At 54.6% G+C, this 13315-nt stretch carries 11 protein-coding genes; 4 read left to right on the top strand and 7 right to left on the bottom strand.

Features of this window, described 5'->3' with window-relative positions:
• Positions 1-15: 15 nt before the first annotated feature.
• From lolE to lolC, 3 genes are read right to left on the bottom strand one after another with little or no spacing between them, the layout of a single operon-like run.
• Complete coding sequence (lolE, locus tag AB6731_RS07245) at positions 16-1260, bottom strand: lipoprotein-releasing ABC transporter permease subunit LolE (RefSeq protein ID WP_371006092.1); 1245 nt, start codon at positions 1258-1260, stop codon at positions 16-18.
• Positions 1260-1961, bottom strand: coding sequence for a lipoprotein-releasing ABC transporter ATP-binding protein LolD (lolD, locus tag AB6731_RS07250; RefSeq protein WP_025204445.1), 702 nt, complete (start codon positions 1959-1961; stop codon positions 1260-1262). Before lolD ends, lolE begins: the two co-directional genes overlap by 1 nt.
• A complete protein-coding gene (gene lolC / locus AB6731_RS07255) occupies positions 1954-3153 on the bottom strand; it encodes a lipoprotein-releasing ABC transporter permease subunit LolC (protein ID WP_333168221.1) in 1200 nt (399 codons plus the stop codon). Before lolC ends, lolD begins: the two co-directional genes overlap by 8 nt.
• A 256-nt stretch (positions 3154-3409) precedes the next feature.
• On the opposite strand from lolC, the gene AB6731_RS07260 reads away from it, so the two are divergent.
• From AB6731_RS07260 to AB6731_RS07270, 3 genes are all read left to right on the top strand, one after another.
• Positions 3410-4483 carry an acyltransferase family protein gene (locus tag AB6731_RS07260; protein ID WP_032677891.1) on the top strand — a complete coding sequence of 358 codons (1074 nt, stop codon included), beginning with the start codon at positions 3410-3412 and terminating at the stop codon, positions 4481-4483.
• A gap of 148 nt (positions 4484-4631) precedes the next feature.
• Positions 4632-8078, top strand: coding sequence for a transcription-repair coupling factor (gene mfd, locus AB6731_RS07265; protein WP_025204447.1), 3447 nt, complete (start codon positions 4632-4634; stop codon positions 8076-8078).
• Between the two features lie 150 nt (positions 8079-8228).
• Complete coding sequence (locus AB6731_RS07270; protein WP_044858705.1) at positions 8229-9194, top strand: L,D-transpeptidase family protein; 966 nt, start codon at positions 8229-8231, stop codon at positions 9192-9194.
• Positions 9195-9273: 79 nt separating this feature from the next.
• Here AB6731_RS07270 and bhsA read toward each other — a convergent pair whose 3' ends face one another.
• A complete protein-coding gene (gene bhsA, locus AB6731_RS07275) occupies positions 9274-9531 on the bottom strand; it encodes a multiple stress resistance protein BhsA (protein ID WP_013097102.1) in 258 nt (85 codons plus the stop codon).
• Positions 9532-9774: 243 nt separating this feature from the next.
• On the opposite strand from bhsA, the gene comR reads away from it, so the two are divergent.
• Positions 9775-10410 (top strand): TetR family copper-responsive transcriptional repressor ComR, encoded by a 636-nt coding sequence (gene comR, locus AB6731_RS07280; protein WP_014169591.1) that lies wholly within the window; start codon positions 9775-9777, stop codon positions 10408-10410.
• Positions 10411-10471: 61 nt separating this feature from the next.
• Here comR and AB6731_RS07285 read toward each other — a convergent pair whose 3' ends face one another.
• The 3 genes from AB6731_RS07285 to ycfP form a co-directional block, all read right to left on the bottom strand.
• On the bottom strand, positions 10472-11011 hold the full coding sequence (locus AB6731_RS07285) for a glycine zipper 2TM domain-containing protein (RefSeq protein ID WP_008500779.1): 540 nt from the start codon (positions 11009-11011) through the stop codon (positions 10472-10474).
• A 192-nt stretch (positions 11012-11203) separates the two neighbouring features.
• Positions 11204-12508 carry an NAD(P)/FAD-dependent oxidoreductase gene (locus AB6731_RS07290; RefSeq protein WP_014169589.1) on the bottom strand — a complete coding sequence of 435 codons (1305 nt, stop codon included), beginning with the start codon at positions 12506-12508 and terminating at the stop codon, positions 11204-11206.
• Between the two features lie 238 nt (positions 12509-12746).
• Positions 12747-13289, bottom strand: coding sequence for an alpha/beta hydrolase YcfP (gene ycfP / locus AB6731_RS07295; RefSeq protein ID WP_032677889.1), 543 nt, complete (start codon positions 13287-13289; stop codon positions 12747-12749).
• Positions 13290-13315 lie beyond the last annotated feature (26 nt).

Here is a 13315-nt window from a genome sequence, read left to right on the forward strand (position 1 = left end):
TAAATCATGACGTAATTACTGGCCACTTAATACCCTCGCCGGATCAATTCGGCTTGCGCGACGCGCCGGATACCAGCTTGCCAGCAGACTCAGTAAAAGTGCCGTTACCAGCACATAAAAAACGTCCAGCCAGTGCAATTCAGACGGCAGGAAGTCAATAAAATAGATATCACCTGACAGGAACTGGTGGCCAATAAGCGCCTCGATGCCATTGATAATTGGCGTCAGCTGCAGAGAAACCACCACGCCAATCACCACGCCGCAGAGGCTCCCGAACAGCCCAGCCAGCAGACCGTACCAGACAAAGATGGCGCGAATAAGACCGTCTTTTGCCCCCAGGGTACGCAGGACGGCGATGTCGCCGCTCTTGTCTTTGACCGCCATCACCAGCGTCGAAACGATATTAAAGCACGCGACGCCAATCACCAGCACCATCGCCAGATACATAATGGCGCGGATCATCTGGATATCACGGTACATATAACCGTAAGTGCCAATCCAGCTTTTGATGTAGACATAGTTATTGGTCACGCTGCCGGCATCACGCACCAGTTTATTGGCGTTGAAGACGTCGTTGACCTTAATGGCAATCCCCGTCACGCTGTCGGCCATGTCGAGATACTGGCGCGCATCTTCCACCGGCACCATCGCAAAGCTGTGATCGAGCTGGCCGCTTAACTGAAGAATACCGGTGACGTGCAGGCGTACACGTTTAGGCTGCTGCAGCTTGTGGTCGGCACTGGCGTTCGGGATCATTATAGAGACCCAGTCGCCCTGCTTAACCTTCAGGGCCTCGGCAACGCCTTTGCCCATAATAATTTGCTGTTCACCGGCCTTAAAGTTTGCCCACGCGCCGTTTTGCACATATTTCGGCAACGCGCTGAGGCGCTCTTCCTGCACCGGGTTCACTCCTTTTACCTGAATGGCGCGCAGGTTAACGCCGCTCTCGACCAGCCCGGTAAAGTTAATGTAAGGTGCGGCCGCCACGATGCCTGGCACTTTTTCGATTTTGCTCAGGGCATCGCTCCAGTGCGTCCACGGCTGATTCACCGGTTCGATTTCACCGTGCGGGACCACCGCCAGAATGCGGTTATTCAGTTCACGCTCAAAGCCGTTCATGGCGCTAAGGCCCACGATCAGCACCGCCACCCCCAGCGCAATACCGATGGTGGAGATCACCGAGATCAGTGACACCATGCCGCCGCGACGACGTCCGCGGCTAAAACGCAACCCTATGAGTAACGATAACGGTGAAGCCATTACTCCGCCCCCATCAGGGTCAGTTCTGGGTTCAGATGACCGTCGCGCATCTCAAGCTGACGTCCCATCCGTTTTGCCAGCTGGAGATCGTGGGTTACCACCAGAAACGCGGTTCCCTGCGAGGCATTCAACTCACCCAGCAGCTGGAAAATACTGTCCGCGTTGCGGGCGTCCAGGTTACCCGTTGGCTCATCCGCCAGTACCAGGCGCGGATTGTTGACCAGCGCACGCGCAATGGCCACACGCTGGCGTTCACCGCCGGAAAGTTCAGAAGGACGATGGTTACCGCGATGCCCAAGCCCAACCGCTTTCAGCATATCGCTGGCGCGGGTAGTAATTTCTGCGGGTTTCTTTTTACCAATCAGCAGCGGCATCGCCACGTTTTCCAGCGCCGTGAAATCCGGCAGCAGGTGGTGGAACTGGTAGATAAAGCCCAGCTCGCGGTTACGCAGCTCCGCTTTTGCCGCAGATGACATTTTGCTCATCGGCTGGCCGGAGAAAATCACGTCACCGCTGGTGGGTGTATCCAGCCCACCGAGCAGGTGTAATAACGTACTTTTGCCGGAGCCGGAACTGCCCACAATCGCCATCATCTCACCTTCGCCCACGCTGAAGCTCACATTGTGCAACACGTCAGTCTGCACAGTGCCTTCCTGATAGCGTTTGGACAGGTTGTCGCATTGCAACAGGATCTTATTCATAACGTAAAGCCTCAGCGGGTTGAGTGGCGGCAGCGCGCCAGGAAGGATAAAGCGTAGAAAGCAGCGCAATGGCCATCGCAGCCAGCGCAATTCCAATCACCTGTAACGGTTCGATAGCCACGGGCAGCGCCGCACCATCAAGCAGAGCGCCGATGATCGGCATTAAATTGTTAAGCTGGCTGGCGAGCAGCGCCCCCAGCACCGCACCGAGTAGCGCACCGATAATCCCGGCACTGGCACCCTGCACCATAAATACCGCCATAATCTGGCGCGGCGTTAGCCCCTGAGTCTGCAGAATGGCGACTTCACCCTGCTTTTCCATCACCATCAACCCCAGTGAGGTGATGATGTTGAAGGCCGCGACCGCCACGATCAGGCTCAGCAGCAGCCCCATCATATTTTTTTCCATCCGCACGGCCTGGAACAGCTCGCCCTTGCGTTCACGCCAGTCCTGCCATTTGGTCCCTTCCGGCAACGTTTGCTGGCTGAGGGTATCCACTTTTAGCGGGGCGTCGAGCCACAGGCGCCAGCCGGTGATATTCCCCGCCGGATAGCGCATCAGACGTGACGCGTCCTGAATATTCACCAGCATCTGATAACCATCGACTTCGCTGTTGGCGGCAAACGTGCCAACCACCGTGAACAAGCGCTGGCTTGGCAAACGTCCCATCGGCGTAAACTGACTGGCCGACGGTACCATTACGCGTAGCTGGTCGCCACGGTTGACGCCAAGCTGCCCGGCCAGTTGCTCGCCGAGGATCACATTATATTTGCCGGCTTCCAGGTCGGTCTGCTTCACGTTCACGAGGAATGGCGTCAGCGGGTCGTTTTGCGCCGGGTCAATGCCCAGCATCACGCCGACCGCTACGCTACGGGCGCTTTGTAGCACCACATCGCCCGTGGTTAACGGCGCAACGCGCGTGACACCCTGTAACTTCGCCGCGCTTTCCGGGAGCTGTTGTGGGTTAACGGAACCGTGGGTTGAGGAGAGGATAGCCTGCGGCATCAGCCCCAGGATGTTGTTTTGCAGCTCGCGCTCAAAGCCGTTCATGACGGAAAGAACCGTCACCAGAGCCATTACGCCAAGCGTAATGCCAATAGTCGAAAGCCAGGAGACAAAGCGACCGAAGCGGTCCGCGGCGCGCCCACGCATATAACGTAAGCCTATGAAGAGTGCGACAGGTTGGTACATGAAATCCGTCTGTTTGCTGATAGCAGACCCACGAGTATATAAGCGAATCCCTTAAGCGTAAATGACTGAAACCGTAAGCTTTGGTAATCATTTTTCTGAAAAATTCAGATAAATCAGGGTACTACTCTCTGAAACCTCCCTGTACGGCCTCCACCTTTTCCGAAAAACCTCCTGATACAGACTGTTACCCGTTACATCACGGTTTTGTTTAACAACAATTGTTCGTTCGTTTATGGCAAAAAGGTAGTCGCGAACAATGAAGCAAAAAGCATTATGGATTAACCAGATAAAAGGGCTGTGTATCTGCCTGGTGGTTATCTACCATTCAGTCATCACCTTTTATCCCCATCTCAATGGGTTACAACATCCGTTATCCGGTCTTCTCGCCAAATGTTGGGTCTATTTTAATCTCTATCTTGCTCCCTTCCGCATGCCGGTGTTTTTCTTCATTTCCGGCTATCTGATTCGACGTTACATCGATGAGGTGGACTGGCGTACCAGTCTCGATAAACGGATCTGGAGCATTGTCTGGGTACTGGCGCTGTGGGGCGTTCTGCAATGGCAGGCGCTGAGCCACCTCAACGCCTGGCTTGCTCCCGAGCGTGAACTGGCCACTTCCTCCAATGCGGCCTATGCCGATTCCCTTTCCGGGTTTGTGAAGGGAATGCTCACCGCCAGCACCAGTCTCTGGTATCTGTATGCCCTGGTGGTCTATTTCACGCTGTGTAAACTGCTGAGCCGCTGGAAGCTGCCGGTACTGGGGCTGCTGGCACTGGCGAGCGTCGCGATAAACTTCCTGCCGCTGCCGTGGTGGGGAATGAACAGCGTGGTGCGCAACATGATCTACTACAGCCTCGGCGCGTGGTATGGCGCTGAGCTGATGGCGTGGATGAAAGGGTTCAATCTGCGTCGCGCCTGGCTGGCGTTAGCCGCGTTCGCTGCCATTTCTGTGGTGCTGTGGTTTGCTAACGTCCCGCTGCTGCTCTCCCTGCTGTCGATTGTGTTGATCATGAAGCTTTTCTACAGCATTGAGCAACGTTATGCCGTCCATCCTAATAATCTGCTTAACGTGATCGGTTCTAATACCATCGCGATTTATACCACCCATCGCATCCTGATTGAGGCCTTTAGCCTGTTCCTGATTGGTGAGATGAATGCCGCATACTGGCCGGTCTGGGCGGAGCTGACGTTGATTCTGGTCTACCCGTTTGCCAGCCTGTTGCTCTGCACCGTTGCCGGGCTTGGGGTGCGTAAGGTCTCCACCGCACTGTTTGGTGATGTGTTCTTCTCCCCGCCTTCCACGCTTTCTCCGTCATCGGCCAGCCGCTGATGCGCTTTTCGCCCCCTTTTGGGGGCGAATTTCCTCCCTGTGCGGTTCCGGTTTGATTATGTAAAACGATCGAGGATAATAAAGACATTGCGTATCAGTGATATGCCCCAATACTGTTGGTATATCCCCAAGAGACTCTGACATAGCCATGCCTGAACACTATCGATATTCCTTGCCTGTCAAAGCGGGCGATCAGCGCCAGCTGGGCGAACTTACTGGCGCGGCGTGCGCCACGCTGGTGGCAGAAATCGCTGAGCGGCACCCGGGTCCGGTGGTACTGGTTGCCCCGGATATGCAAAATGCCCTGCGTCTGCATGATGAAATCCGCCAGTTCACTGACAATCTGGTGTTCAGTCTGGCCGACTGGGAAACGCTGCCGTATGACAGTTTCTCGCCGCACCAGGAGATCATCTCCTCTCGTCTGTCGACCCTGTATCAGTTACCGACGATGCAGCGCGGCGTGCTGATCGTCCCCGTAAACACCCTGATGCAGCGCGTCTGTCCGCACAGCTATCTTCATGGCCATGCGCTGGTGATGAAAAAAGGCCAGCGCCTGTCCCGGGACGCCCTGCGCGCGCAGCTCGACAGCGCCGGTTATCGCCATGTCGATCAGGTGATGGAGCACGGGGAATATGCCACGCGTGGTGCACTGCTCGATCTTTACCCGATGGGCAGCGACCAGCCGTATCGTCTGGATTTCTTCGATGATGAAATCGACAGCCTGCGCGTATTCGACGCCGACACGCAGCGCACGCTGGAAGAAGTGGACTCCATCAATTTACTGCCCGCACATGAGTTCCCGACAGACAAAACCGCAATCGAGCTGTTCCGCAGCCAGTGGCGCGACAGATTCGACGTCAAACGCGATGCCGAACATATCTATCAGCAGGTCAGCAAAGGGACGCTGCCGGCGGGGATTGAATACTGGCAGCCGCTGTTCTTTAACGAGCCTCTGCCCGCGCTGTTCAGCTATTTCCCGGCCAATACGCTGATTGTTAACACCGGTGATATCGACGCCAGCGCCAGCCGTTTTGAGAGCGAAACTCGCGCCCGCTTTGAAAACCGGGGCGTGGACCCGATGCGTCCGCTGTTGCCACCGGAGGTGCTGTGGCTGCGCACTGATGAGCTGAACGCCGAGCTGAAACGCTGGCCGCGTATGCAGCTCAAAACCGATTCGCTCGCCGACAAGGCCGCCAATACCAACCTTGCCTTCCGCACGCTACCGGATTTATCCGTTCAGGCGCAGCAGAAGTCGCCGCTGGATAATCTGCGCAAGTTCCTCGAGTCCTTTACCGGGCCGGTCGTGTTTTCCGTTGAAAGCGAAGGCCGCCGGGAAGCGCTGGGTGAACTGCTGGGGCGGATCAAAATTGCCCCGAAACGTATTTTGCGCCTGAGTGAAGCCACCGGTAATGGCCGTTATCTGATGATTGGCTCCGCCGAGCACGGGTTTGTGGATACCCTCAACAATCTGGCGCTGATTTGCGAAAGCGACCTGCTGGGGGAACGCGTGGCGCGCCGCCGTCAGGACAGCCGTCGCACCATTAATCCGGACACGTTGATCCGTAACCTCGCCGAACTGCACCCCGGCCAGCCGATTGTTCACCTCGAGCACGGAGTTGGCCGTTATCAGGGCATGACGACGCTGGAAGCCGGTGGCATCAAGGGCGAATACCTGATGCTGACCTACGCCAATGACGCCAAACTCTATGTGCCGGTCTCTTCCCTGCATCTCATCAGCCGCTATGCCGGCGGTGCAGAAGACCATGCGCCATTACATAAACTGGGCGGCGACGCCTGGGCGCGCGCGCGGCAGAAAGCCGCGGAAAAAGTGCGTGATGTGGCGGCAGAACTGCTGGATATCTACGCCCAACGCGCGGCCAAAGAAGGCTTTGCCTTCAGGCATGATAAACAACAGTACCAGATGTTCTGCGATAGCTTCCCGTTTGAAACCACGCCGGATCAGGCCCAGGCCATTAATGCTGTGCTGAGCGACATGTGCCAGCCGCTGGCGATGGACAGGCTGGTTTGCGGCGATGTCGGCTTCGGCAAAACCGAAGTGGCGATGCGCGCCGCCTTCCTCGCGGTAGAAAACAACAAACAGGTCGCGGTGCTGGTGCCTACCACCCTGCTCGCCCAACAGCATTTTGACAACTTCCGCGACCGTTTCGCCAACTGGCCGGTTCGTATTGAGATGCTGTCACGTTTTCGCAGTACCAAAGAGCAGACGCAGATTCTGGAACAGGCCAGCGAGGGTAAGATCGATATTCTGATCGGCACCCACAAGCTGCTGCAGAGTGATGTGAAGTGGAAAGATCTGGGGCTGTTGATCGTCGATGAAGAACACCGCTTCGGGGTCCGTCATAAAGAGCGTATTAAAGCGATGCGTGCCGACGTCGATATTCTCACCCTGACCGCCACACCGATTCCGCGAACGCTGAATATGGCGATGAGCGGCATGCGCGACCTGTCGATTATCGCCACGCCGCCGGCACGTCGTCTGGCGGTAAAAACCTTTGTTCGTGAGTACGACAACCTGGTCGTCCGCGAGGCTATTCTGCGTGAAGTACTGCGCGGGGGTCAGGTCTATTATCTCTATAACGACGTGGAAAATATCCAGAAAGCGGCGGACAGGCTGGCAGAACTGGTGCCGGAAGCGCGCATCGCTATCGGTCACGGTCAAATGCGCGAGCGCGAGCTGGAGCGGGTGATGAACGATTTCCACCACCAGCGCTTTAACGTCCTGGTGTGTACCACCATCATTGAGACCGGGATCGATATTCCGACGGCCAATACCATCATTATTGAGCGCGCGGATCACTTTGGACTGGCGCAGCTTCACCAGCTGCGTGGCCGCGTTGGCCGCTCGCACCATCAGGCCTACGCCTGGCTGCTGACCCCGCATCCGAAAGCGATGACCACCGATGCGCAAAAACGTCTGGAGGCTATCGCATCGCTGGAAGATCTGGGCGCGGGCTTCGCGCTGGCGACACACGACCTTGAGATCCGCGGTGCAGGTGAACTTCTGGGCGAAGACCAGAGCGGCTCGATGGAAACCATCGGCTTCTCGCTCTATATGGAGCTGCTGGAAAATGCGGTCGATGCCCTGAAGGCCGGACGTGAGCCATCGCTGGAAGATCTGACCAGCCAGCAAACTGAGGTGGAACTGCGCATGCCTTCCCTGCTACCGGATGATTTTATTCCGGATGTCAACACACGTCTGTCGTTCTACAAACGTATCGCCAGTGCGAAAAATGAGAACGAACTGGATGAAATTAAGGTAGAGCTGATCGATCGCTTTGGCCTGTTGCCGGATGCCGCGAGAAACCTGCTGGATATTGCGAGGCTGCGCCAGCAGGCACAGAAGCTGGGCATTCGTAAGCTCGAAGGCAATGAAAAAGGTGGCGTGATTGAATTTGCCGAGAAGAATCACGTTAATCCGATGTGGCTAATCGGTCTGCTCCAGAAACAGCCGCAGCATTTCCGTCTGGATGGTCCAACGCGTCTGAAATTTACGCAGGAGCTGACGGATCGTAAAAACCGGATGGAGTGGGTTCGTCACTTTATGCGTCAGCTGGAAGAGAACGCTGTTGCATAATTCCCCCTTCCCCCCGTTGGCGCAATGCTTACGGGGGGACAATTTACAAACTCTTTGCACTTCACCTGGATTTCCCGACATACCCATTCGCCATAATTATCGTTAACGCCTTATAAAACAATAACCTTATTATTTATATGGATTATGGTGATGATGACCTCTTCGCGTTTTACCCGCTGGATAACCGTGTTTGCGCTGGCAGCAACGGTCGCTGTTGCGCTTCCTGCACGCGCAAATACCTGGCCTCTTCCCCCTGCTGGCAGCAAGGTCGTGGGCGAAAACCGTTTTCATGTGGTTGAAAATAATGGAGGATCGCTCGAAGCGATTGCCAAAAAATATAACGTAGGCTTTCTGGCTCTGCTGCAGGCTAACCCTGGCGTCGACCCCTATGTGCCACGCGCTGGCAGCGTCCTGACCATCCCGTTGCAGACCCTTCTCCCGGATGTAGCGCGCGAAGGGATCGTGATAAACCTTGCCGAGCTGCGTCTTTACTATTACCCACCGGGTAAAAATGAAGTCACCGTTTATCCAATCGGTATTGGCCAGCTGGGCGGCGACACGCTGACCCCAACAATGGTCACCACCGTATCGGATAAACGTGCCAACCCAACCTGGACGCCAACGGCTAATATTCGTGCTCGCTATAAAGCACAGGGGATTGATTTGCCGGCTGTGGTGCCAGCGGGTCCGGAGAATCCGATGGGTCACCACGCGATCCGTCTTGCGGCCTATGGTGGCGTTTACCTTCTGCATGGAACAAATGCGGATTTCGGTATCGGGATGCGCGTCAGTTCCGGCTGTATTCGTCTGCGCGATGATGATATCAAGACGCTCTATAGCGTGATCACGCCTGGTACCCGAGTGAATATTATTAATACGCCCATTAAGGTTTCTGAGGAGCCGGGTGGCGTAAGACTGGTTGAAATTCACCAGCCGTTATCGAAAAACATTGGCGACGATCCGCAGACACTGCCAATTAATCTGAATGCCGCGATGGTGAGCTTTAAAACGAATGCCCGCACGGATGGCATCGTGATGGAGCGCGCGATGGAGGCGCGTTCCGGGATGCCCACCGATGTCACCCGGCATCAGGATGTCACCCAGCAGTCGATGTGATCCCCAATAAAAAAAGCCCTGCTGAGCAGGGCTTTTTTACAGTGGCATCGCAGTGGCATAAATGAGGGTTTAGCCAGGCTTATTTGTAGATAACAGCGGTGCCGTGCAGGGTGTTAGGACCGGTCACGGAGGTGATGCGGAAAGATTTTGCACCCATCTCGTCAGCTTTCTGCGCCAGCTGATCTTCCAGTGAGCCCAGGTTAGTCCCGGCAGAAGCAGAGATAGTCCCGACTTTATGCTGGTCAGCAGGGGTTGATTGCACTTCAACAGCAGCGAAGCTTGCGAAAGAAAGTGAACTCAGAACAGCAGCAGCGATGAGGGTTTTTACGTTTTTCATGATTTTTACCTTTGGCAGATGATTTGGAGGTCGTTAGCCATTTAGTTAACGATCGATAGGTAAATCATAAATGTGATCCAGCTCACGCGTCAACATCTTTTTATAACGAACATTAATTAAATTTTAAATTCGTTATTTTTCATACCCATATGATTAATTTATTTTTCTCTCATCAGTGCTGGTGGTCACCCGCGATTATTTTTATAATGATTATTCAACAAACCAACAGAGGACCAACGGCAAATGACAACCGACGTGACGAGTTGCGCGAAGAAAAGCCGTGGCCGACCAAAAGTGTTCGACAGGGATGCAGCGCTTGATAAGGCCATGACTCTCTTCTGGCAACATGGGTATGAAGCGACCTCGCTTTCCGATCTGGTGGAAGCTACCGGTGCCAAAGCACCCACGCTGTATGCTGAATTCACCAATAAAGAGGGGCTGTTCAGGGCAGTGCTGGACAGATACATTTCGCGCTTTGCGGCGAAACACGAAGCCCAGCTGTTTTGTGAAGAGAAAAGCGTCGAACAGGCGCTACGGGACTATTTCACCACCGTCGCGACCTGCTTCACCAGTAAAGATACCCCTGCGGGCTGCTTTATGATTAACACCTCTGCCACCCTTGCGGCCTCCTCAAAAGAGATTGCCAACACGGTGAAATCGCGCCATGCCATGCAGGAAGAGACGCTAAGCGCGTTCCTGTCTCAGCGCCAACAACGAGGTGAAATTCCTGCGCATTGCAATCCACAGATGCTGGCGCAATACCTGAACTGTATTTTGCAGGGTATGTCGATAAGCGCTCGTGAAGGGGCTACGCTGGAAAAACTGCAAACCATTACCGCGACCACGCTGAAACTGTGGCCTGAACTGCTCAAAATCTGACGCAAAAAAAAAAGCTCCTCAGCCTGAGCGCTTGAGGAGCTAAGTTCAGAGAACATCTTTTTTACACTTTGTTATTCAGTACCAGCTGGCCGTTTCCATCCAGCGGAATTTGAGTACCCGGGTCTTTATCCATACGGATCTTGCCCTGCTGATCGCCAATTTTGTACGTCACGTCGTAACCCAGCATTTTCTCCGACTTGTCATAGACGGTTTTGCAGCGCTGCTGAGTCGTCGTGTACGTGTCGTTATCCTGCATAGCGCCCTGCACCTGGTTACCGGCATAGCCGCCGCCCAGCGCGCCGACCACGGTCGCCACATCTTTACCACGACCACCACCAAACTGATGGCCAATCACACCACCGGCAACCGCACCCAGTACTGAACCGGCGATACGGTTTTCATCCTGTACCGGACGGCGATGGGTCACGGAGACGTTGCGGCACTCCTGACGAGGCGTTTTCACGGTTTCTTTAATCGGGGTAGCAGACACGACCTGTGCGTATTGTGGGCCGCGATCCAGTACGTTGAGACTGGCAACGGCAGCCACACCTAACGCAGCAGCGACGCCAATCCCTATACCCGCCAACATTGATTTATTCACGGGACTTCCTCCTTTGTTGCTATTGGTAACAATTTTGCAATGCAGGTCGCGCTTCGCCAATAAGACAAAGGATCAAAAAGTGGACGTGGAGGAGAGATATATCGTGTTTAGGAGAACTCTTAAGCACTCAATGTACGATGAGCAGCATGATATGCTAAAAATTCCCTCCGGAGGCCCCGGAGGGAGAGAATATTAGTGCAGCTTCAGGCGTGGTCGAATAACGCGGTTGATTCGTCCCACCAGCATCATCAGCCCGGTTTTGAAGTAACCGTGCAGGGCAATCTGGTGCATACGATAGAGCGAGATATAGACAAAGCGTGCAATACGCCCTTCCACCATCATGGAGCCGCGCATCAGGTTACCCATCAGGCTGCCGACGGTAGAGAAGTTCGAGAGCGATACCAGAGAACCATGGTCTTTATAGACATAGGCTTTCATCGGCTTACCTTTGTACTGCGCCAGAATATTGTGCAGTACCAGGCTTGCCATCTGGTGCGCTGCCTGAGCACGCGGAGGCACAAAACCGCCCTCCGGACGCGCGCAGGAAGCACAGTCGCCGATGGCGAAAATGTCCGGATCGCGTGTGGTTTGCAGGGTCGGCTCGGTCACCAGCTGGTTAATACGGTTCGTTTCCAGCCCGCCAATCTCTTTCATAAAATCAGGTGCTTTGATGCCAGCAGCCCAGACCATCAGGTCTGCTTTGATGTACTCGCCATCTTTGGTATGCAGGCCGCCGCCGTCCGCGCTGGTTACCATGGTTTGGGTCAGAACCCGCACGCCCAGCTTGGTCAGTTCATTATGCGCCGCACCGGAAATGCGCGGAGGCAGCGCCGGCAGGATACGTTCACCCGCTTCAACCAGCGTCACGTTCAGCGCGTCATTGGTTAAGCCTTTATAGCCGTAGCTGTGCAGCTGTTTCACCGCGTTGTGCAGCTCAGCAGAAAGCTCGACGCCCGTCGCCCCCCCACCAACAATCGCGATATTAACCTTCCCGTTCGCACCCATATTGCTGGTGTACTTCAGGAACAGGTTCAGCATTTCCTGGTGGAAACGACGTGCCTGATGTGGGTTATCGAGGAAGATACAGTGCTCTTTTACACCTGGTGTGTTGAAGTCATTGGAGGTACTGCCCAGCGCCATGACCAGCGTGTCATACGGCAGTTTGCGCTCAGGAACCAGCAGTTCCCCTTTTTCATCGCGCAGCTCTGCCAGGGTAATGGTTTTGCTCTCACGATTGATATCCACCACGGAGCCCAGCTGGAACTGGAAATGGTGATTGCGCGCATGTGCCAGATAGCTCAGCGCGTCCACGCCCTCATCCAGTGAACCGGTCGCCACTTCGTGCAACAGCGGTTTCCACAGATGGCTGTGGTTACGATCCACCAGCGTAATTTTGGCTTTTTTGCCGCGACCGAGCTTCTTGCCTAACTGTGTAGCCAGCTCCAGCCCGCCAGCACCACCGCCGACAATCACTATCTTTTTCAATGGCGTAGTCAACGTGACCCCCTCAAATTATTAACCAATTGTTAAGTAAAAGTTATAAAAATAACCCTTAATTAACAACAGGTTACAGCACTGAAACCATTCAGGTGCATTGAGAATACCACGTCAGGCGCATTGGTCATACCAAAATTGATATGCATCAAGTTTTGATGGCTTAAAAGTAGACAATTCTGGACAAAAAGAAAGCCCGGCGCGCTTTCGCGGCCGGGCCTGGCAGGACGTACGCAGTGGCTTAGCCCAGGGTTTTGAAGGCTTTGATCCGCTGCAAATGCGGGGAGATGTTCTTGAATTTGTGGGTCTGTTCTTCATCCCAGACAATTTCATAGTAATGATGCAGCAGCTCAGCCGCCCGGTGGCTGTTAAGGGCTTCATCATTACGCGACAAGATCACCAGACAACGGTCGCGGTTTTTCTCCCGAAAATTACTGACGCACTTGGTGGCAATATCGACATACTCTTCAGGGCGGTCAATTTTGCCTTCCATGTTCTCATTCGGGAAAAGATTAGGATTGAACACCACCTGGCGGATATCGCACAGGAATCCAATCCGCTCTGCCCAGTAGCCACCTAATCCCACGCCACAAATCAGCGGACGTTCATCGATGTTGAGCTGCAACATCTTGTCCACCTCTTTGAGCAGGTGCTGCATGTCATGCTTTGGATGGCGTGTGCTGTAACTGATCAGCCGGACATCCGGATCGATAAACTGCAGCTGCAGGACCTTCTCATGATTACCAGGACTGTTTGAGTCAAAACCGTGTAAATAGATGATCATTGTCTTCTCACCACGCTACGCCTTCC

This window comes from Enterobacter sp. RCC_40, from assembly GCF_041360735.1.
GTDB lineage: Bacteria > Pseudomonadota > Gammaproteobacteria > Enterobacterales > Enterobacteriaceae > Enterobacter > Enterobacter ludwigii.